Annotated in this window: 18 protein-coding genes; 11 read left to right on the top strand and 7 right to left on the bottom strand. The window is 65.6% G+C overall.

Features of this window, described 5'->3' with window-relative positions; translation table 11 throughout:
• Nucleotides 1-11: 11 nt before the first annotated feature.
• From QKY98_RS08700 to QKY98_RS08680, 5 genes are read right to left on the bottom strand one after another with little or no spacing between them, the layout of a single operon-like run.
• Nucleotides 12-1,043, bottom strand: a complete 1,032-nt coding sequence (locus QKY98_RS08700) for an ABC transporter ATP-binding protein (RefSeq protein WP_074582689.1) — start codon at nucleotides 1,041-1,043, stop codon at nucleotides 12-14.
• Complete coding sequence (locus QKY98_RS08695; RefSeq protein WP_284670699.1) at nucleotides 1,040-1,834, bottom strand: ABC transporter permease; 795 nt, start codon at nucleotides 1,832-1,834, stop codon at nucleotides 1,040-1,042. The genes QKY98_RS08700 and QKY98_RS08695 overlap by 4 nt, the downstream gene beginning before the upstream one ends.
• Nucleotides 1,831-2,688, bottom strand: coding sequence for an ABC transporter permease (locus QKY98_RS08690; protein ID WP_027599604.1), 858 nt, complete (start codon nucleotides 2,686-2,688; stop codon nucleotides 1,831-1,833). The genes QKY98_RS08695 and QKY98_RS08690 overlap by 4 nt, the downstream gene beginning before the upstream one ends.
• Before the next feature lies 1 nt (nucleotide 2,689).
• Nucleotides 2,690-3,703: an ABC transporter substrate-binding protein gene (locus tag QKY98_RS08685; RefSeq protein ID WP_058791338.1), complete on the bottom strand. Its 1,014-nt coding sequence runs from the start codon at nucleotides 3,701-3,703 to the stop codon at nucleotides 2,690-2,692.
• A complete protein-coding gene (locus tag QKY98_RS08680; protein ID WP_027602103.1) occupies nucleotides 3,700-4,701 on the bottom strand; it encodes a substrate-binding domain-containing protein in 1,002 nt (333 codons plus the stop codon). The genes QKY98_RS08685 and QKY98_RS08680 overlap by 4 nt, the downstream gene beginning before the upstream one ends.
• A 278-nt stretch (nucleotides 4,702-4,979) precedes the next feature.
• Between QKY98_RS08680 and QKY98_RS08675 the strand changes: the two genes are divergently transcribed.
• The 6 genes from QKY98_RS08675 (at nucleotide 4,980) to QKY98_RS08650 (ending at nucleotide 12,948) form a co-directional block, all read left to right on the top strand.
• Entirely contained in the window at nucleotides 4,980-6,734 is a 1,755-nt protein-coding gene (locus QKY98_RS08675; protein ID WP_027599601.1) for an ABC transporter permease, read from the top strand.
• Nucleotides 6,735-6,747: 13 nt separating this feature from the next.
• Nucleotides 6,748-8,055 carry an ABC transporter ATP-binding protein gene (locus QKY98_RS08670; RefSeq protein WP_284670698.1) on the top strand — a complete coding sequence of 436 codons (1,308 nt, stop codon included), beginning with the start codon at nucleotides 6,748-6,750 and terminating at the stop codon, nucleotides 8,053-8,055.
• 26 nt (nucleotides 8,056-8,081) lie between these two features.
• The gene (locus tag QKY98_RS08665) at nucleotides 8,082-9,140 is read left to right on the top strand and encodes a sensor histidine kinase (protein ID WP_037007009.1); all 1,059 of its coding nucleotides are present in this window, start codon (nucleotides 8,082-8,084) and stop codon (nucleotides 9,138-9,140) included.
• Complete coding sequence (locus tag QKY98_RS08660; RefSeq protein ID WP_278387528.1) at nucleotides 9,137-9,778, top strand: response regulator transcription factor; 642 nt, start codon at nucleotides 9,137-9,139, stop codon at nucleotides 9,776-9,778. The genes QKY98_RS08665 and QKY98_RS08660 overlap by 4 nt, the downstream gene beginning before the upstream one ends.
• Before the next feature lie 140 nt (nucleotides 9,779-9,918).
• The gene (locus QKY98_RS08655) at nucleotides 9,919-11,547 is read left to right on the top strand and encodes a methyl-accepting chemotaxis protein (RefSeq protein ID WP_145247788.1); all 1,629 of its coding nucleotides are present in this window, start codon (nucleotides 9,919-9,921) and stop codon (nucleotides 11,545-11,547) included.
• A 186-nt stretch (nucleotides 11,548-11,733) separates the two neighbouring features.
• Nucleotides 11,734-12,948 carry a cyclic di-GMP phosphodiesterase gene (locus tag QKY98_RS08650; protein WP_027602108.1) on the top strand — a complete coding sequence of 405 codons (1,215 nt, stop codon included), beginning with the start codon at nucleotides 11,734-11,736 and terminating at the stop codon, nucleotides 12,946-12,948.
• Between the two features lie 33 nt (nucleotides 12,949-12,981).
• Here the strand turns inward: QKY98_RS08650 and QKY98_RS08645 are convergent, their stop codons facing one another.
• Entirely contained in the window at nucleotides 12,982-13,605 is a 624-nt protein-coding gene (locus tag QKY98_RS08645) for a VOC family protein (protein WP_284670697.1), read from the bottom strand.
• 913 nt (nucleotides 13,606-14,518) lie between these two features.
• Between QKY98_RS08645 and QKY98_RS08640 the strand changes: the two genes are divergently transcribed.
• The 3 genes from QKY98_RS08640 (at nucleotide 14,519) to QKY98_RS08630 (ending at nucleotide 17,503) form a co-directional block, all read left to right on the top strand.
• A complete protein-coding gene (locus tag QKY98_RS08640) occupies nucleotides 14,519-15,274 on the top strand; it encodes a GTPase domain-containing protein (protein ID WP_284670696.1) in 756 nt (251 codons plus the stop codon).
• Between the two features lie 116 nt (nucleotides 15,275-15,390).
• A complete protein-coding gene (locus QKY98_RS08635) occupies nucleotides 15,391-15,843 on the top strand; it encodes a hypothetical protein (protein ID WP_284670695.1) in 453 nt (150 codons plus the stop codon).
• Nucleotides 15,844-16,177: 334 nt separating this feature from the next.
• Nucleotides 16,178-17,503: a M20/M25/M40 family metallo-hydrolase gene (locus QKY98_RS08630; protein WP_284670694.1), complete on the top strand. Its 1,326-nt coding sequence runs from the start codon at nucleotides 16,178-16,180 to the stop codon at nucleotides 17,501-17,503.
• Between the two features lie 55 nt (nucleotides 17,504-17,558).
• Here the strand turns inward: QKY98_RS08630 and QKY98_RS08625 are convergent, their stop codons facing one another.
• Nucleotides 17,559-18,683 carry an MFS transporter gene (locus tag QKY98_RS08625; RefSeq protein WP_284670693.1) on the bottom strand — a complete coding sequence of 375 codons (1,125 nt, stop codon included), beginning with the start codon at nucleotides 18,681-18,683 and terminating at the stop codon, nucleotides 17,559-17,561.
• A 264-nt stretch (nucleotides 18,684-18,947) separates the two neighbouring features.
• Between QKY98_RS08625 and QKY98_RS08620 the strand changes: the two genes are divergently transcribed.
• Together QKY98_RS08620 and QKY98_RS08615 are read left to right on the top strand one after the other, a co-directional pair.
• The gene (locus QKY98_RS08620; RefSeq protein WP_284670692.1) at nucleotides 18,948-19,376 is read left to right on the top strand and encodes a DUF2231 domain-containing protein; all 429 of its coding nucleotides are present in this window, start codon (nucleotides 18,948-18,950) and stop codon (nucleotides 19,374-19,376) included.
• Complete coding sequence (locus QKY98_RS08615; protein ID WP_058786338.1) at nucleotides 19,373-20,668, top strand: PQQ-dependent sugar dehydrogenase; 1,296 nt, start codon at nucleotides 19,373-19,375, stop codon at nucleotides 20,666-20,668. The genes QKY98_RS08620 and QKY98_RS08615 overlap by 4 nt, the downstream gene beginning before the upstream one ends.
• Nucleotides 20,669-20,686 lie beyond the last annotated feature (18 nt).

Raw genomic sequence — 20,686 nt, 5'->3', positions numbered from 1 at the left:
AGGGTCTCCAGTCAGGAAGCCAGGGTGAAGAGGGCGTCGGGGCGCACGTTCAGGTGCAGCAGGTCGCCCGGTTGCGCCTGCAGGGGCTGGGCGGTGTCCACCAGCAGCGGCTGGCCGGTGCCCACCTCCACCAGCAGCCGCGAATGGGCGCCCTGGAAGAATTGTCCGACCAGGATGCCGGTGAGGTGCGCGGGCGTCGCGCTCGGCTCCAGGTGTTCCGGGCGGCAGAACAGGGTGCTGGCCGCGCCGGTCCAGGGCAGCCGCCCGCCAGCGACCGCCACCTCGGCGCCGCTGTGGGCGCGCACCTCGAAGCGGTTGAGCTGGCCGACGAAACCGGCGACGAAGCGACTGGCCGGGCGCTGGTAGATCTGCGTCGGGGTGCCGATCTGGGCGATGCGGCCTTCGCCCATCACCACGATGCGATCGCCCAGGGCCAGGGCTTCCTGCTGGTCGTGGGTGACGTAAACCGCGGTGGTGCCGAGTTCGCGCAGCAGCGCGCCGATGTCGGCCCGCAACTGCTCGCGCAGCTGGGCGTCCAGCGCCGCCAGGGGTTCGTCGAACAGCAGCACCCGGGGGCGCGGCGCCAGGGCCCGGGCCAGGGCCACGCGCTGGCGCTGGCCGCCGGACAGCTGCTGGATGCGCCGCTCGGCCAGGGGCTCGAGATGCATCATGGCCAGCAGCTCGGCGACCCGGGCATCGCGCTCGGCGCGCGGCAGGCCACGGATCTTCAGGCCGTAGGCGATGTTGCCGGCCACGTCCAGGTTGGGAAACAGGGCGTAGTTCTGGAACACCATGCCGACGTCGCGCCGCTCGATGGGCAGGCCGGTGACGTCGCGGTCGTCGAACAGCACCTGGCCACCGGCATCGGGCTGCTCCAGGCCGGCGATCAGGCGCAGGGTGGTGGTTTTGCCACAACCGGACGGGCCGAGAAACACCAGGGTCTCGCCCGGGTGGATGTCGAGGTCCAGGGGCTGCAGTACCTGGCGGCCTCCGGCAAAGGTCTTGGCGCAGTGGCGCAGGCGGACGGCGGTACCTTGGGTCATCGCAGGGCTCCACGGGAGAGACGGGCGCTGAGGAACTGGAGGGCGACCAGCAGCGGCACGATCAGCAAGAGGAAGATCAGGGTGTAGGCGGAGCCCACCTCCAGCCGCGCCGAGGCGTAGCTGTCGGCCAGGCCCACCGGCAGGGTCTTGGTCAGGGGCGTGTGCAGCATCCAGGTGAGGTTGAATTCACCCAGCGAGAGGGTGATCACCATGAGGCTGCCGGCCAGGATGCCGGCGCGGGCATTGGGCACCACCACGCCGAAGAAGCGCCGCCAGGGACCGGCGCCAAGGCTGGCGGCGGCTTCCTCCAGCAGCGGCAGCTGGCTGCGTCTGAGCACCGCCATCACCGGGCGGATGAGGAAGGGCAGGGTGAACAGCAGGTGGCCCACCAGGATGATCGCCGGGCTGCGGCGAAAGCCGCCCAGGTGACCGTAGGTCAGCAGCAGCGCCAGCGCCGAGGCGAAGCCGGGCATGGCCACCGGCAACACCAGCAATTCCTCGAAGGCGCGGGCGAAGCGGTTGTCCAGACGCACCAGGGCATAGGCCGCCGGGACGCCGAGTACGACTGCGAGCACCGCCGTGCCCAGCGCCAGTTGCAGCGACAGCCAGACGGTGGGGGCATAGGCCTGCCAGACCTGGATCACCCAGTCGAGGGTGAGGCCGCTGGCGAGGCCCTGGAAGTAGTTGCGGGTGAGGCCGGCCAGTACCGAGAGCAGCACCGGCACCAGCAGGAAGGCCGCCACCAGCAGAGTGAACAGCAATTGCAGCCAGAAGCGCAGGGGTCGATTCATCGCAGGTCTCCCTGGACGCCGCCGAGGCGCCGCGCCAGCAGCAGGACCAGCCAGGTGACGAGGCCGAGCACCACCGAGAGCGCCGCGGCCACGCCGAAGTTGGCGAAGTTGGTGAAGGTGTCGTAGATGGCGATGGGCGTCACCGCCAGCCGCGTGCCGAGGGTGAAGGCGGTGCCGAAGGCGCCCATCGCGGTGGCGAAGCACAGGGCGCCGCTGGACAGCAGCGCCGGGGTCAGGCCCGGGATCAGCACATCGCGCACCACGGCGAAGAGGCCGGCGCCCAGGGAGCGGGCGGCTTCTTCCAGGCTGGTGTCGAGGGTCTCGCAAGCCGCCATCACCGTGAGGATCACCCGCGGGATGGAGAAATAGAGATAGCCGAGAAACAGCCCGAACAGCGAATAGGCGAACACCCAGGGCTCGCCGACCAGGCTGCGGCCGAGACCGGCGAACAGCCCCTGGCGGCCGCCCAGCAGGATGATCAGGAAGCCCACCACCACGCCCGGAAAGGCCAGCGGAAAGGTCAGCAGGGCCACCAGCAGGCTGCGCCCGACGAAGGCATGCCGCGCCAGGAAGCAGCCGGCGATGCCGGCCACCAGCAGGGTGGCCAGGGTGGTGACGGCGGCCAGGGCCACCGTCTGGGCGAGTCCGGACAGATAGCCGGCGCTGGTCAGCACCTGCCAGTAGCCGGAGCGGCCGGCAGCGTCCGGATGGGCGCCGAGTACCAGCAGCTGCGCCAGCGGCAGCAGCCAGAAGGCCAGCAGAAAGGCGCTCGCCGGTGCCAGGGCGACGAGCACCGGCCAGGGCAGCCGGCGCGGCACCCGGCGGCGCCCGAGGGAGACGGCGAGGCCCTGCATCTCAGCGCACCTCGGCCTGATAACGCTTGGCGAAGGCTTCCTGGACCGCTGCCATGTGACCGTAGTCGACGGTGCCGGCGCGGGCATAGTCGGCGTCGGGCAGGAAGCGCGCCTTCACCTCGGCCGGCAACGGCACGTCCCGCACCGGGCGCAGATAGGCCTGGGCCCAGAGCGCCTGGCCCTTGTCCGAGAGCACGTAGTCCAGCACCTTCTCGCCATTGGCGCGATGCGGCGCGCCCTTCACCAGGCTCATGGTGTAGGGCACCGTCAGGCTGCCTTCCTGGGGGATGACGAAGGCCACCGGGGCGTTGTCCTTGTAGCGGGCGCGGTAGGCGTTGAAGTCGTAGTCGACCAGGATCGGGATCTCGCCGGAGAGCAGGCGGGCATAGGCGGTCTGCTTGGGCACGATGGGATCGTTGGCGGCCAGCTTCTTGAAGAAGGCCATGGCCGGGCCGAAGTCGTCGAGGTTGCCGCCCAGGGCCTGGTTGAGCGCCACTGCGGTGACGTAGCCGACGAAGGCGCTGGACGGATCCAGGTAGCCCACCAGGCCGCGGTACTCGGGCTTGAGCAGATCGGCCCAGCGCTGCGGCACCGGCTTGCCGCCCAGGGCCTGGGTATTGACCATGAAGCCGAGCGTGCCGGAATGGATGGCGGTCCATTCACCCTTGGGGTCCTTGAGGCCGGCCGGGACCTGGTCCCAGTGCTTGGGCTGGTAGGGCTGCAACACCCCGGCCTTGTCGGCCTGGATGCCGAAGGTCACCCCGTAGTAGACGACGTCGGCCACCGGGGCTTCGCGTTCGGCCACCAGCTGGGCCAGCGACTGGCCGGAATTCTTGTTGTCCTGGGGGACTTCGATGCCGGTGTCGGCGGCGATGGCCTTGAGCTGGGCGCCCCAGTCGGCCCACTCCAGCGGGCAGTTGTAGCAGATGGCGGTTTCGGCGGCCTGGGCGCTGGCCAGGCCACAGGCCAGGACCACGCCGGCCAGGAGGCGACGCACGGGGAAGAGTGATTTCATCGGTAGGGCTCCTTCAAGGGGCCGGCACTGGTGCCGGGACGGACGAGGCAGGGCAGACACTGCTGGTGGGTGGCACTGCCGGCGATCAGCGCCAGCAATTCGGTGACGAGCACGGCGCCCAGGCTCTGCAGGGGCTGCATGACGCTGCACAGGCTGGGTTCGAGGCGGGCGCCCATGGCGATGCCGTCGAAGCCCACCACCGAGAGGTCGGCGGGCACGGGCACCCCGTGGCGCTGCAGTTCGGCGATGACGCTGATGGCCAGCAGATCGTTGGTGCAGAGCAGGGCGGTCGGGGCGTGGCGCTCCAGCAGCGGCGCCAGCTCCGCCCAGTCGGCGTCGGTGTGGCTGGCCAATTCCAGGCGCGGCAGTGTCGGCAGGCCGGCGGTGGCCATGGCCTGGCAATAGCCGGCGAACCGGCGCTCGCTGCGATCCGATTGCTGGGCCGGCCCCGAGACCAGGGCGATGCGGCTGTGTCCCAGGCCGAGCAGATGCTCGGTGGCCATGGCCATGCCCTGGCGGTTGTCCACCGCCACCGCCGCATAGGGGCGCTGGGGTTCGTGATAGGCCAGGATGAAGGGCGTCTGCTCCTGGCTCAGCTCGGCCAGCACCTCGCTGCGGTCGGCATCGGCCACCGTCAGCACCAGACCGGCGACGCGCTGGCGCAGCAGTTCCTCCACCACCGCCGCCTCGCGCTCGGGCTGGTAGTCGGTGGTGGCGATCACCAGCGAATAGCCCTGGCTGCGCGCGGTGCGCTCCATGGCCTGCAGCTGTTCGGCGAACACCGGGTTGAGCAGGCTCGGCACCACCACGCCGATCAGCCGGGTGCTCTGCTGGCGCAGCTGGCGGCCCAGCAGGTTGGGGCGGAAATTGAGACTGCGCGCGGCGTCCAGCACCCGCTGCCGAGTGCTCTCGCGCACCTGCTCGGGCGTGGCGAAGGCACGTGCCGCGGTGGCCCGGGAGACTCCCGCCTGTTGCGCTACCTGTTTCAGATCGGTCATGCCGGCCTCGTTTGAGATCGATCTCATTGGGGGCAGACAATGCCGGCGGCAGATGTCGGGACGATGACAGCGAGATGAAGCTTCTGCTCTGGCCCTGCGCGCCGGTAGGTCCTCCGGCGCGCAGGGCAGCAGGCGAGGGCGGGATATACCTTGGTATAGCCAAACGTCCATCGTTTCGATGGCTGGGACGGGATGGCGCGCCTAGATTAGCCCGGTGTCCGAACCCTGCGCGGCAGGGCCGGCCGCTCTCCCAAGGCCCCCATTCAAAGAGGTACGCCATGAAGACCCTTCCTGGCCTCTACACCCCCGCCGTGGCGCCGCGCTCGCTGCGGCAACGTCCCACCTCCCTGTGGGCCGATGCCCTCTGCCTCGTCCTCGGGCTGATCGCCCTGGCGCTGATCTGGCATGGCGTCGCCGAGATGCGCGCGCCCCTGGCCGTGCTCGACGCCGATCCCATGACCCTCGACCTGGCGCGACTGCCCGAGTACGCCCTGCGCACCACCCTGCGCATGTTCATCGCCCTGGGCGCCTCGCTGCTGTTCACCTTTGTCTTCGCCACCCTGGCGGCCAAGAGTCGCAAGGCGGAGCTGCTGATCCTGCCGGCCATCGACATCCTGCAGTCGGTGCCCATCCTCGGCTTCCTGACCTTTACCGTGAGTTTCTTCCTGGGGCTCTTTCCCGGTCGCCAGCTGGGCGCCGAGTGCGCGGCCATCTTCGCCATCTTCACCAGCCAGGCCTGGAACATGGCGTTCGGCTTCTACCAGTCGCTGCGCACCGTGCCCGAGGACCTGCAGCAGGTGAGCCGCCAGTTCGGGCTGTCGCCCTGGCGGCGGTTCTTTCGCCTCGAGCTGCCGTTCGCCATCCCCGGCCTGGTGTGGAACACCATGATGTCCATGTCCGGCGGCTGGTTCTTCGTGGTGGCCTCGGAAGCCATCACCGTGGGCGACAACACCATCAACCTGCCTGGTATCGGCTCCTGGCTGGCGCTGGCCATCGCCCGGCAGGACATCGCCGCCATCGGCTGGGCGGTGCTGGCCATGGGCCTCGTGATCCTGGTCTACGACCAGCTGTTCTTCCGCCCGGTGGTGGCCTGGGCCGATCGTTTCCGCGTCGAGCAGACCGCCAGCCAGCAGGTGCCGCGCTCCTGGGTCTACGACCTGGTCCGGCGTGCGCGCCTGGGACGCATGCTGGGCGGCTTCGGCAGCTTCTGCACCCAGCTCGCCACCCCGCGGATCCGCCGCGCCTGGCCGCACTGGCACCTGGCGCCGCACCGCCGCGCCTGGCTGCAGCGCGGGCTGGACGTGCTCTGGTACGGCGCGCTGCTGGTGGTGCTGCCCTATGGCGTCTATGCGCTGTACCGCTTCATCGCCGCCGACGTCTACTGGGTGGAAGCGGTCGCGGTGCTCGGCCTGGGGCTGCTGACCATGGCCCGGGTGCTGCTGCTGATCGCCGTCGCCAGCCTGATCTGGGTGCCCATCGGCGTCTGGATCGGCCTGCGCCCGGGCTGGTCGCAGCGTCTGCAGGCGGTGGCCCAGTTCCTCGCCGCCTTTCCGGCCAACGTGCTGTTCCCGGTGGCGGTGGTGGGCATCGTCAGCTTCCACCTCAATCCGGACATCTGGCTGTCGCCGCTGATGGTGCTGGGCACCCAGTGGTACATCCTGTTCAACGTCATCGCCGGCGCCAGCGTGCTGCCCAACGACCTGCGCGAAGCGGCCCGGCTGTTCGGTCTCAAGCGCTGGCAGTGGTGGCGGCAGCTGGCCCTGCCGGCGATCTTTCCCTACTACGTCACCGGCGCCCTGACCGCCGCGGGCGGCTCCTGGAACGCCAGCATCGTCGCCGAGGTGGTGAGTTGGGGCAATGAACGCCTGCAGGCCCATGGCCTGGGCGCCTACATCGCGCAGATGACCACCGCCGGCGACTTCCCCCGGGTCGCCCTGGGCATCGTGGTGATGTCGATCTTCGTACTCGGATTCAACCGGCTGCTCTGGCGGCCCCTGTATGCCTACGCCGAGCGGCGTCTGCGGCTCGACTAAGAGGAGAAACGCCATGAACCTGACCGCGCTGAATTCCCTCCCCCTCATCGACGTCCAGAACGTCCGCCAGCTCTATGGCAACGCCGGCGGCCCGGCCCGGGTCGTGCTGGACGAAGTCTCCCTGACCCTGCACGAAAACGAGATCGTCGGCCTGCTGGGGCGCTCCGGCTCGGGCAAGTCGACCCTGCTCAGATCCATCGCCGGCCTGCTCACCCCCAGCGGCGGCACCGTCCATTTCCCGCCCAAGGACGACGGCCAGCGCGCCCGGGTCAGCATGGTGTTCCAGAGCTTCGCGCTGTTTCCCTGGCTGACCGTGCTGCAGAACGTTGAGATCGGCCTGGAAGCCCTGCACGTGCCGCTGGACGAGCGCCGTCGTCGCGCCCTGGCCGCCATCGACCTGATCGGCCTGGACGGCTTCGAGAGCGCCTATCCCAAGGAGCTCTCCGGCGGCATGCGCCAGCGCGTCGGCCTGGCCCGTGCCCTGGTGGTGCACCCGGACGTGCTGCTGATGGACGAACCCTTCTCGGCGCTGGACGTGCTCACCGCCGAGACCCTGCGCACCGACCTGCTCGACCTCTGGGTCGAGGGGCGCATGCCGATCCGTTCGATCCTCATGGTCACCCACAACATCGCCGAGGCGGTGCTGCTCTGCGATCGAGTACTGATCTTTTCCAGCAATCCCGGGCGCGTCGCCAGCGAGATCCGCATCGACCTGCCGCAGCCGCGCAATCGCCACGATCCGGCCTTTCGCGAACTGGTGGAGGAGATCTATGTGCGCATGACCGGCGAGGCCACCCCGGCGCCCCACGACGCAGGGGTTCCTGGCAATGGCCTGGGCATGCGGCTGCCGACGGTCTCGACCAACGCCCTGGCCGGCCTGCTGGAGGCGGTCCAGGCCGCGCCCTACGACGGTCGCGCCGACCTGCCGGAACTGGCCGGCGGGCTGGGCTATGCGCTCGACGAACTCTTTCCCCTGGCCGAGGTGCTGCAACTGCTGCGCCTGGCGGTCCTCGAAGGCGGCGATCTGCGCCTGCTGCCGGCCGGGCGCGCCTACGTCGAGGCGGGGGTGGACGTGCGCAAGCAGCTGTTCGCCCGCCAGTTGCTCAACTTCGTGCCGCTGGTGGCCCATATCCGCCGGGTGCTGGACGATCGCCAGGGCCACACGGCGCCGGCGCGGCGCTTCCGCGACGAACTGGAGGACTTCATGGACGAAGCCGACGCCGCCCGCACCCTCGGCAGCGCCATCCAGTGGGGGCGCTATGGTGAGCTCTTCGCCTATGATCAAGCGGCCGATATGTTCAGCCTGGAAAATCCGGGCTAAGAGCGACCACGAACGAGAAACTGGCCATGGATCGACGCCCCTTCGCCACCACCACCCACTGGCTGCGGCTAGGGGGCCTCTGCGCCCTGGCGCTGGGCATCGCCCTGCTGGACACCCTCACCGACCGGGAGATCGCCATCGGCGTCTTCCAGGTGGTGGTGGTGCTCCTGGCGGCCGGTTTCCTGTCCGCGCGCGGGGTCACGGTCACCGCCCTGGGCTGCACGCTGCTGGTGCTCTGCAGCTATGTCGCCACCCGTAGCGGCGACCAGGAGGCGGGGCTGGTCAACTGCATCATCAGCCTGCTGGCCATCGTCGCGGTCGCCGCCCTGTCGCTGCGCCTGGAGGCCGCCAAGCGCGCCGCCGATGCGGCCCGGACGCGTCTGGTCCAGGCCGGGCGCCTAAGCCAGCTGGGTGAACTGGCCGCGTCCATCGCCCACGAGGTGAATCAGCCGCTCACCGCCATCGCCGCCAGTGGCAACGCCTGCCAGCGCTGGTTGAGCAATCAGCCGCCGCAGGTGGAGCGCGCCGTGCAGGCCGCGCAACGGGTCATCGACGACGCCCACCGCGCCAGCGCAGTGATCGCCCGGGTGCGCAGTCTGGTGCGCCAGGCGCAGGTGGCCAAGGATTGGCTCAACGTCGCCGATACCGTGGAGAAGGTGCTGGATTTCGTCCGCGCCGAATTGAGCCAGCGCCAGGTCGCCGTGGAGGTGCGCCTGCAGGAGGGCCTGCCGCCGCTGCTGGCCGACGAAAGCCAGCTGCAGCAAGTCATCCTCAATCTGCTGCTCAACGCCCTGGACGCCCTCGAAGGGATACCGCCCGAACAGCGGCGGGTGGTCATCCAGGTGGGGCAGGACACCGCCGGCGCCATCCGCCTCGGCGTCGAAGACAGCGGTCGTGGCTTGACGCCGGTAGCGCGCGAGCAGATGTTCGAGGCTTTCTACACCACCAAGGCGCAGGGCATGGGCCTGGGCCTGGCGCTGAGTCGCTCCATCGTCGAAGCCCACGGCGGGCGGATCTGGGCCACCTCGTTGCCGGAGGGCGGCACCGGGGTCTACTGCAGCCTGCCCAAGGATCCACAACCATGACCTCAGCGAGCATGACCGACCAAACCCAGCCCACCCTGGTCCACCTGGTGGACGACGACGCCTCGGTGCGCGCCGCCGTGGAAGACCTGCTGGCGTCCGTGGGGCTCGATACCCGCAGCTATGCCTCGGCCGCCGACTTTCTCGAGCGGGCCCGGCTGGACGCGCCGGGCTGCCTGGTGCTGGACGTGCGCATGCCCGGCATGAACGGCCTGGATCTGCAGCAGGAGTTGCAGCGGCGTGGCCTGGCGCTGCCGATCATCTTCATCACCGGCCATGGCGACATCCCCATGTCGGTCCGAGCGATGAAGCAGGGCGCCCTGGAATTCCTCACCAAGCCGTTTCGCGACCAGGACCTGCTCGATGCCATCGACCAGGCACTGCGCAAGGCGCAGGACGCCCATGCCCAGCGCCGCCAGTTGCAGGATCTGCAGAGCCGCCTCGACACCCTCAACGACGGCGAGCGAGCGGTGCTGGCGCGGGTGGTGACCGGGCTGCTCAACAAGCAGATCGCCGCCCAGCTGGGGGTCAGCGAGATCACCGTCAAGGTGCGTCGCGCCGCCCTGATGCGCAAGCTGCAGGCCGGTTCCCTGGCGGAGCTGGTCAAGATGGTCGAGCGGCTGGAGGCGTCGCGCGGCTAGGCCTTTCCTGTCGGGAGTACAGGCGCTGGACCGGCTCCGCAGCCTGGTTGTCGCGCCAATCACTTGCGCGCTAAAGAAAGGCAATAGTCAGTCGATACGGGTTTTAGAGGATCGCCTTTCGCCGATCCAAGGAGCCCGTCTTGAACCTTCGTCAGCTACGCATCGCCCCCCGCGCCATCCTCTGCTTCGGTGCGGTCACCCTGTTCGTGATGCTGCTCGGGGCCTTCGCCCTGGTCCAGCTCAAGGCCCTGCGCGCCACCGAGCAGGCGATGGAGGCCGAGTGGCTGGCGAGCGTCCAGACCACCGATGACATCCAGATCGCCTTGATGCACACCCGGCTGGAGAGCATTCGGCTGCTGGCCACTGAGGACAGCGCCGCCATGGCCATGGCAACGCGGAAGATCCAGCAGAATCGCGATCTGATGAATGCGCGCACGGCCTATTACCGCGACCATCTGATCTCTACCGCTGAAGAGCGCGCCAATTTCGAGCAGGCCGCGCTGCAGATGAAAGGCTACCTGGACGGGCTGGATCGCATCGTCACCCTGGCCGCCAGCGATCGCGCCGAGGCCCTCAGGCTGGCCAATGGCGAGCAGCGCCAGCGGGCCGAAGGCTATCAGGAGCAACTGACCCGCCTGCGCGATTTCAACGGCGAAGGCGCCCGTCACGCGGGGGAGGCGGCCACCGGCATCTATGACCGCAGCGTCAGCATCGTGGTCGGCATCATGCTGCTGGCGGTGCTGGTGACCCTGCTGCTGGCCTGGCGTCTGACCCGTAGCCTGGCCCAGCCGATCGGCGACTCCCTGGCCGTGGCCAATGCCATCGCCCAGGGTGAGCTGACCGGCAGGATAGATCCCACCGGCAAGGACGAAGCCGCAGGCCTGATGCGCGCCCTGGCGCAGATGCAGGACAATCTCAAGGACACCCTGCATGGCATCTCGCGTTCGTCCGACCGCCTGAGCGATACCGCCCGCACCATGCACGCCGTCACCGACCAGGCCAGTCGCGCCCTGGCCAGCCAGAACGCCGAGATCGACCAGGCCGCCACCGCGGTCACCGAAATGAGCGCCGCCGTGGAAGAGGTGGCGCGCAACGCCTCGTCCACCTCCCAGGCCGCGCGGGAATCCAGTGCTGCGGCGGAAAACGGCAACACCAAAGTCGGCCAGGCCCTCGACGCCATGCAGCGTCTCACCCAGCAGGTGCAGTCGACCTCGGTCCAGGTCGAAGGCCTGGCCGGGCAGGCCCAGGACATCAGCCAGGTGCTCAGCGTGATCGGCGCCATCGCCGAGCAGACCAACCTGCTGGCGCTGAACGCCGCCATCGAGGCCGCCCGCGCGGGCGAGCAGGGCCGCGGTTTCGCCGTGGTCGCCGACGAGGTCCGCGCCCTGGCGCATCGCACCCAGACCTCGACCCGTGAGATCGAGCAGATGATCCAGGCGATCCAGAAGGGCTCAGCCGAAGCCGTGGATTCCATGCAGCTCAGCACCACCCAGGCCCAGGCCACCTATGTGATCGCCCAGGAAGCCGGCACGGCCCTGAGCGACATCCTCCAGGCCGTGCGCCTGATCGACGAGCGCAATCTGCAGATCGCCACCGCCTCCGAAGAGCAGGCCCATGTCTCCCGCGAGGTGGACCGCAACCTCATCAGCATCCGCGATCTGTCGGTGCAGACCAGCGATGGCAACCGCGAAACCGTGGGCGCCAGCGAGCAGCTGTCGGAACTGGCCGGTGAACTGCAGACGCTGGTGCGCCGCTTCAAGCTGGCGTGAGGGGCAGGGCGCGCTGACGGCGGTCGCGCGCCCGCTCTTCTTACATTCGGTTACCTTTGGCCACTCTGTTTCGCCGGCTCATCGGCCCGAACCCGCCGGGCGCTTTCCCGAGTAGTGGCTTTTTGGTATCAATGGTTATTGTAATACCTATTTAGTTTCGTCCCTCGACGCTCTCGCAGAGAAACCATGGCGCTGCCCCAATACAGTCTCAGAGTACCTGTCTCCCAATTGCAGCTGGGCATGTACGTCTGCGAACTGGATCGACCCTGGGCGGGCACGCCCTTCCTGTTCCAGGGCTTTCCCATCCAGAACGCGCACGACCTGCGCACCCTGCAGGAGACCTGCGAATTCGTCTGGGTGGATCGCCGCCAGAGCCATACGGTGACGCCGCTGTCCGCCAGCCTGTCGGCAGGCGCTCAGGCCAAGACCTATGCCATCGACTACCGGGATGAGGTCAAGACCACCGAACCGGTGTGGCGTGAAGCCCGCGCCGTGTCGATGCGCATGCTCGACGCCGTCAAGTTCGGCAAGGAACTCGACGTCGGCGAAGTGCGCCGCGCGGTCGGCGAGTGCGTCGAGAGCGTGCTCAAGCACCCTGCGGCCAGCCTCTGGCTGGCGCGCATCAAGCAGCGCGACCACTACACCGCGGAGCACTGCCTGCGCGTCTCGCTCTATGCCATCGCCCTGGGCAAGGCGCTGGGCCTGCTGCCTCTCGAACTGGAAGAACTGGGGGTGTGCGGCATGCTGCACGACGTCGGCAAGATCAAGGTGCCCGACGAGATCCTCAACAAGCCAGGCCGCCTGACCGACGAAGAATTTCGCATCATGCAGGCCCATACCACCTACGGCTATCAGTTGCTGATGGCCAACAGCGAGGTGCCGCCGGCCGCCGTCGACGTCGCCCATACCCACCACGAGCGCATGGATGGCAAGGGTTATCCCCGCCAGCTGCCGGCGCACCGCATCCCCTTCAAGGCCAGGATCATCGCCGTGGTGGACGCCTACGACGCCATCACCAGCGATCGCCCCTACAGCGAGGGCCGCTCCAGCCTGGAAGCCCTGCGCGTACTGTTCGAAGCCCGGGGCACGCAATTCGACGAAGTCGTCGTGCTGGCCTTCATCCAGCTGATCGGCGTCTATCCGCCGGGCGAGATCGTCGAGCTGAGCACCGGCGAGGTGGGCATCATCATCGGCTTCGACGCCGGCAGCAAATTGAAGCCCCGCGTGCTGATCGTGCTGGACGCCAGCAAGCAGCCGCGCCCGGAGCGGGTGCTCGACCTGGCGCGCAATCCGCTCGATGAGCAGGGCCGTCTGGTCAGCGTTCGCGAAGTGAAACCCTCGGGTGCCTATGGCATCGACATCGACGCCTACCGCGCCAAGGGACTGGTGGTGCCTGGCTGAACGGATGAGGGGTCGCCGTTTGGGGGCCGACCGTCAGAGGGTCTTCAGACCCGTCGGCGTCTCCAGGTAGGCCAACAAGCCGGGTCTCTCCCCAGGCAGCACCGCGACGGGTCCGGAGAAGCCGATCGCCTCCAGCTGCTGCCCGAGCCCCGCGGCATCGGGATGCCTGAGCTCCAGGCGCTGCAGGCGACAGCCCTGATCGACCAGCCCAGCCGCCGGGTGCCGGGCGTCGCCCCAGTCGATCAGGCTGGGCAGGACCCCGCCCAGTGGCAGCTGCCCATCGGCATGGATCGAGATCTGCCAGGCCAGCGCGCCGCGACTCATCGACTCGATGCGACCGAAGGTCTGCGTGAGGTGCGCATCCGCCTGCGCCAAGCCCTGGGTCCCAGCCACCCAGTGGGCCAGGCGGGGCGCAGCGTCCGGTGCCAGCTCATCCAGCCCGAACCAGCGCGGTCTGGTCGGCGGCGGCGCGTCCGGGTCCGGGGCTATGACTTCCAGATAGCCGTCCCCCAGCCCGAGCAGCAGGTTGTGGGTGCCCATGCGTGCATGCTGGCCGCCGGGCTGCAGCGCCACGCCGAGGCGCTCCTCGACATACCGGGCGCCCGCGTCGAGGGTTGGGGCCATGATGACCAAGTGATCCAGGTTGGAAAGTCTCACGGGGCGACTCCTGAGCAGAAATGGGGTAGCGGTTCGCCAGGATCTAAGCGGCTTGGCAGGCATGGCGGCGCTCGCCACCTGGTGTGAGCAGACCTTTCTATTAGGCCGCACGCTGCCCTAATCTGCTGCGCCAATGCCAGCAGTACTCCATCAGAGCACTCCTTGATCTCGCCTTCCGACGGCGATGTTGCGAGACTGATATCAAGGACATGGGTGCTGTAGCTGATTAGCCTTGCAAGGCTGCTCTCGTATTCTTGGGAATTCCATGAGCTGAGTTATAGGGCTAGTGGTGCATTGGGTCGGAAAGAGTACATATTTTAGCAAGCCGCTAGTCTGTATCAGAGCCCTTAAAGTTTATGGATTCGAATGTTTGGGTGCTTTGCGCGAGCCTATAACTAGGCAGGCTACTATTGCTGCAAGAGCATCGGCATGTTAAAGATGTATTGGTGCTGATAGGGTCCTCCGGTTTTTTGCTAGAAAATAAATCTATCGTGCGAATACCGTTTGAGTGGGGCCTTTTCCGAAAAGCATATAGCTTCTTCCAACTTTGTTGATGGTTTTTGGTTTGACGGAGTATGAGTGCGCAGTACTGGCGTAGGTGATTTTTAATTTTTAATAGGTTTGATCCATGGCATAGTATTCTCGCTATTTTGAGCTGTATGCGAGCTTATGTATGGATTCGTCAGCTTGTGTGGGTTTTATTCGTGAGATGCAAGACAAAATAAAATTTGTCAGTGGTTATTTTTTTGAGGATAATCGAGGTTTTGCGGTGCTTGAGTCGACCCCGCTGAGCTTTTCGATTGTCAAGCGTGAACTATTAATTTGAATGATTTGGGTGGTTTGATTGGCAAGCTCAAGGAAGTGGCAGGCATGGCCTGCTAGGTTTAGAGATAAAGTTGAAAGTACAAGTGGTATGGTTGCACTGCTGTCTGGTGCTGCAGCTCTAACCGGTACCATTTTGTCTGTTCCGCTAGCCGCCACTCTGGGCGGTGTCGCTCTTTTTGGAAGCGTAGCTTATATTGGCTATAAAAGCGTGCCTCCAAAAGCCATGAGGGCTTCTCAGTTTTTGAATCAACAAATTTCCATAGAAGATTTGTTATCTTTGGACGAAAAAATAGTTCGTGTCGTAGTGGTTGGAGCTTCTCAGTCAGGAAAAAGCACTTTTTTAAAAAGAGCTCAGCACCGCTCTGCGGTTCCATCACGCACAAATACCGTGCGAGCCGAAATGCTCATGCTTCCTGGGGATCCGCCACATTATGTTGCGTTGCTTGATGCTGATGGAAAGGAGTATGTACAGCAGTTTGAGGTTTCAAAAGAGGCGGACTTTTTGATTTTATTTGTGGATCATAATGCTAGCTCTGTAGAATCTTTAAAGTCGGACGAAAGACTTGCGGATCATGACAGGTTCATTGAGCAAATTGAGCCTGTTATAAAAAGAGGTACTCGGCTGGCGAGATTGCATTTGTTATTCAATAAGCGCGACCTTTGGGAGGCTGGTCAGCAGTCATCTGAGCTTGAGCAATGGTTTCAAAATCATGTTGCCGCTTGGAAGAGAATCCAGGTTGCAAATGAGTTAACATTTAGCATACATAGCAACAATAATGCTCAGGACATGGCGGGCATGATGGAAAATATTAGGGATTTTGTCGCTGATAGGAATAAGGCATAATGCATGTGATGCCAAGGTCTAATATTGTGTTTGAATATAATTCTCCAGTGGAGTTTATATTGGTTGCGTCGCTGAAAGGGCACAGGTCTGTAGTTGCAAGATCTAAAGATTCGAAAATGGATCTTATCTACTATTCTCATTTTAGTCATATTGATTTTGATCATTTCAGGCCGTCTTCAGTAGATATGTTTTATCCGGCAGTAGAAGATTTGCTTCCGTTGTGTGTAGAGTCTGAGCCGGTTTTTAATCAGCGTTTAGCACAATTTGATGATCGTAAATCTAGCCTTACATTGGTTTGGCGCGGAGTCAGAGATTCCGAGCTGATCAAAGAAGTTCAGGAAATGCTTGATGACAACGCACCTCTGCTGATTGATTCTTTCGAATCCGGGCAGGAAGGTGATGTTGAATGGCTGTTGTCTCCTATAATTGCAAAGTGCTCGGAGTCGTTGAGTAAGTCCAAAAGGCGTAAGTTAATGAAGGCTGCGAGATTAAGGCTGGTTATGCTGGTTACTCTTGCATATTTGATTGCTGCGCTTGTGGCTTTTGTCATGTTTTTTTTAAAAAGATAATTTTGGTTTTTTTGGTTTGGTTGTTGGCATGTAGTGTTGACTTGAATTAGGAGTGGTTATGAGTTTTTCTTCTTTTCTACGTTATATTTCTAATTGCGTTCAATTTTTCCTTAAGCAGTAGCGATCTTATTCTTAATCGTCCTTTGCCAAAACGTATTGCCTATCCCAGTCTTTAGCAGTTCCTGCAGGTGTTCGGCATAATAGACTTTGTGCAATATTTCCTTAAGCCTTTATTTTTGACGATTCGCGTTCTCCCACCTATTGTCAACAAGTTGCGCATTCGTCTGACGAATGTGCTCGATCGGAATACCAATTCAGGCAATGGGAGTGTCAGATGTCTTTTGCTCGTTCGGCCTTGGCCAACCGCTTTTCCGCTCTAGTGCTCACCGCTGCGACCGCCACCCTGGCGCTGCCCCTGGCCGCCGCGCCGGGGGTCGAGGGTTCCCTGTCCGCCGTGCAGGGCGATGCGCGGGTCGCCAAGGCGCTGGAAGCGCTGCGCGCCGACGATGGCCGCACCTTCATGGAACAAAAGCATATCGCCCAGATTCCCGCGCCGCCGTTCAAGGAAAAGGTGCGCGCCGAGTATTACCTCAAGCGCTTCCAGGAGCTGGGTCTCAAGGACGCCAGCATCGCCCCGGAAGGCTATGTGATCGCTACCCGCAAGGGCACTGGCCAGGGGCCGCAGCTCGTGGTGTCGGCGCACCTGGACACGGTGTTTCCCGAAGGCACCGACCTGACCCTCAAGGAAAAGGACGGCAGGACCTACGGCCCCGGCATCGGCGATGACGCCCGGGGCCTGGCGGCGCTGCTGTCGGTGATCGACGCCCTCAACAAGAGCGGCATCGAGACGGTGGGCGACCTGGTCTTCGTCGGCACCGTGGGCGAGGAAGAGCTGGGCAACCTGCGCGGGGTGAAGGCGCTGTTCAAGGATCGCCAGGGCATCGACGGCTTCATCTCGGTGGATGGCATAGACGTGCGCCGCATCGTCAATCGCGGTACCGGCAGCCACAGATACGAGATGACCTTCAAGGGACCGGGTGGCCACAGCTTCGCCGAGTTCGGTCGGCCCAGCGCCATCCACGCCATGGGTCGCGCCATTGCCAAGATCGCCGAGGTCCGTCCGCCCAAGGAACCCAAGACCACCTTCACCGTGGGCACGGTGCAGGGCGGCACCTCGGTCAATGCCATCGCCGGCGAGGCGCGCCTGACCCTGGACATGAGATCCAACGAAGAGGCCGCGCTGCTGGCCGAAGAGAAGGAAATCCTGGCCCTGGTGCAGGACGCGGTGAAGGAAGAGAACCAGCGCTGGGAGACCGACCAGATCTCGGTGGACATCAAGCTGATCGGCGATCGTCCGGCCGGGGGCACGGCGGAGGATTCGCCCATGGTGCAGACGGCGCAGCGCTCCATTGCGGCGGTCACCAAGGGCGCCAAGGTCACCCTCAGCGGTGGCAGCACCGATTCCAACACCGCCATGTCGCTGGGCATTCCGGCCATGACCATCAGCGGTGGCGGGGAGGGTGGCAGTGCCCACTCGCTGGCGGAATGGTACAAGCCGGTGGACGCCTACCAGGGTCCGCAGAACGTGCTGCTGACCAGCCTGACCCTGGTCGGCGTCAAGGGCGTCAGCGAGCCGGTGCTGCAGGCCAAGGGCAAGTAGCCCGCAGCCGGCCCTGGCAGCTGTCCGCAAGGGACAGGTGCCAGGGCCGGCGGCCTCATTCGCTCGCCGGCTTCAGTCGCAGGCAGGCCAGGGAGCTGGCCAGGATCGCCACGCCGGACAGCGGATACAGCAGGGTCGAGGGCACCAGCGGAATGAGCGCCCCGGCCAGCAGCGGACCGACGCTGGCGCCCACGTCGCGCCACATGGCGTTGGAGGCCAGCGCCGGCAGCCGGGCCTGACCCGGATGGCGGGTGGCGACCAGGGTCACCACCAGGGGGATCTGCAGGGCGCGCAGGATCAGCACCCCGCCCGCGCCGAGGATCAGCCAGTGAAAGCCGAAGGCGATCAGGAACAGCGCGGTCAGCGTCGAGCAGACCACCAGCATGGGCGCCGCGCCATAGCGATCCGCCGCCCGGCCGCCGAGCGGGCTGAGCAGCATGTCGGACAGATAACGCAGCGCCATCAGCAAGCCAGCGACCAGCACCGCATTGCCGCCCAGTACCGCCTGGGAAAAGGCCGATAGACCAAAGATGAACAGGCCGTCCAGGGTCACCCCTTCGATAAAGGACCAGGTGACGATGCGATCCGGCCAGCGCAGGCGCCGTCCGGGCGCCGGCAATTCGTGCCCGGCGCGGGGCAGCCCCAGGGCCAGCAGCAGGCCGATCAGGCAGAGTCCGCTGCTCAGCAGCAGCACGGCGCGCGGGCCGTATTGCAGGGTCAGCCAGGCGCCCACCGAGAGCGCCAGCATGGGACCGATGGCGATCAGCGACCGGGACGTACCGGTGCGCCGGGCGGCGCCGGCCGGATCGGCGGTGGCCAGTACCTGGGTGGACAGATTGAAGGTGGCGAAGCTCAGGCCCCAGGCCAGGCGCAGTCCCAGCAGTGCCCAGAAGCCGGAGAGATGGGCGTTGCCCAGGGCGCAGAGGGCGGCCACCGCGGAAGCCACGACAAGACTGCGGCGATCGCCGCAGCGGGCATAGAGCTGCACCACATAGCCATAGCCGACGATGCGGATCAGCCGGTTGGCGGCCAGCAGGATGCCGGCCTCGATCAGGCTGATGCCGAAGACCGGGGCGTACATGGGCAGGACGAGATAGAGCAGCACGTCGCTGGGCAGGCAGCAGGCGAGGACGATGGCCGCGCGCCGGGAGGCCTGGTCGACGGACCGGGAAGAGGTCATGCGCAAGAGATTCCTGTGGGGGAGGTGAGGTCCAGCCCGTCGGTCGCCGGCTGGACAGCGGATTGCAGTGACGGCCCGGCCCTACAGGCGCCAGGCAGAGGCCGTGACTGCAACGAGACTGTCATTATCTCTTCTTTTGCAAGAGGTGTCCGCCAGGCGAAACGGCTGAACTAACCGCGTGCGCGCGCAATCCTTTTCAGTGCGTCTTGCGCCGCGCAGTGGCTGCCCGGCCCTGCCACGTCCCGTCATGAAAAGGAGTCGTCAGTGACCGTAGCTGCCCATCATTACCACCCTGTCCGGCCCGGCCCGTTGCACGCGCTGCTGCTGGCCGGCTCCGTCCCGCTGTTCATCGGCGGCCTGCTCAGCGATATCGCCTACTACCAGACCCAGCAGATCCAGTGGGCCAACTTCGCCGCCTGGCTGATCGCCGGCGCGCTGTTGCTGTCCGGGCTGGCCCTGCTGTTCGCCCTGGGCAATCTGTTCGGCGCGCGCTTCCGTGGTCGCCGGCCGGCGGCCTATTTCCTCCTGCTGCTGCTGGCCTGGGTGCTGGGGCTGGTCAATGCCTTCGAGCACGCCAAGGACGCCTGGGCGGTGATGCCCGCCGGGTTGATCCTCTCGGTGGTCGTGTCGGTGCTGAGCCTGGTGGCTGCCTGGATCGGTCTCTCCAACCTGCGTTCGGAGGTGGTCCGATGAGCACTCCACGAGTCTTGAGCGTCCTGGGTCTGGCCGTGCTGCTGGCCGCCTGCGGCAACGAGGGCGGCGCCGACACCCAGGCCCGCGGTCCCGATCCCAAGCTGCCCGAACCTCAGCGCGGCCTCCTGCCGAGCATGAAGATCGCCGAGCCTGCCCCCTGGGGCGATCGCACCCCCAGCGTGCCCCAGGGCTACACCATCACCGCCATCGCCACCGACCTGCGCATTCCGCGACAGATGCTGGTGCTGCCCAATGGCGACATCCTGGTGGCCGAAGGCCGTGGCGGCAACGCGCCCAAGCTCAAGCCCAAGGACGTCATCGCCGGCTACATCAAGGCCCAGGGCAACACCCAGGTGAAGGGCGGCAATCGCCTGACCCTGCTGCGCGACGCCGATGGCGACGGCAAGTACGAACTCAAGACGGTGTTCGCCGAGAATCTCAACGCGCCCTATGGCCTGGCCTTCGCCAACGGCCGGATCTACGTGGCCAACCAGGATGCCCTGGTCAGCTTTCCCTATCAGGACGGCCAGACCCAGGCCAGCGGCGCGCCGGACAAGCTGGTCGAGCTGCCGGCGGCGATCAACCACCACTGGACCAAGTCCCTCGCCGCCAGCGCCGATGGTCGCTATCTCTATGTGGGCATCGGCTCCAACAGCAACGTCGGCGAGCGCGGCATGGACGTCGAGGTGGATCGCGCGGTGATCTGGCAGATCGATGCCCAGAGCGGTGCGCACAAGAACTATGCCACCGGGGTGCGCAATCCCACCGCCCTGGCCATACAGCCCGACAGCGGCCAGCTCTGGGCGGTGGCCAACGAGCGCGACGAGATCGGCCCGGACCTGGTGCCGGACTACCTGACCTCCATCCGCGAAGGCGGCTTCTATGGCTGGCCCTACAGCTACTGGGGGCAGAACGTCGACACCCGCGCCCAGCCGCAGGATCCGGCCAAGGTGGCCGCCGCCATCAAGCCCGACTACAGCCTGGGCTCCCACGTCGCCGCCCTGGGCGTGACCTTTTCCACCGCGGCGGTGGGCGGGCAATTCACCGATGGCGTCTTCGTCGGCGAGCACGGCAGCTGGAACCGTGACAAGCCGGTGGGCTACCGCGTGGTCTTCGTACCCTTCCAGCAGGGCCGTCCGGCCGGCGAGCCCATCGACTTCGCTACCGGGTTCTACGGCGACGACGGCAAGACCCGCGGCCGACCGGTCGGGGTGGCGGTGGATCAGCGCGGTGGCGTCCTCATCGCCGACGACCTGGCCAACACCGTCTGGCGTGTGACGCGTACCCAGTAAGGTGCGAGATGGATCGGC

The sequence above is a fragment of the Pseudomonas sp. HR1 genome (genome assembly GCF_030175875.1).
Classification (GTDB): Bacteria; Pseudomonadota; Gammaproteobacteria; order Pseudomonadales; family Pseudomonadaceae; genus Chryseomonas; species Chryseomonas oryzihabitans.
The sequence above is the reverse complement of the archived record's forward strand: the minus strand, read 5'-3'. Positions and strand labels throughout refer to the sequence as shown.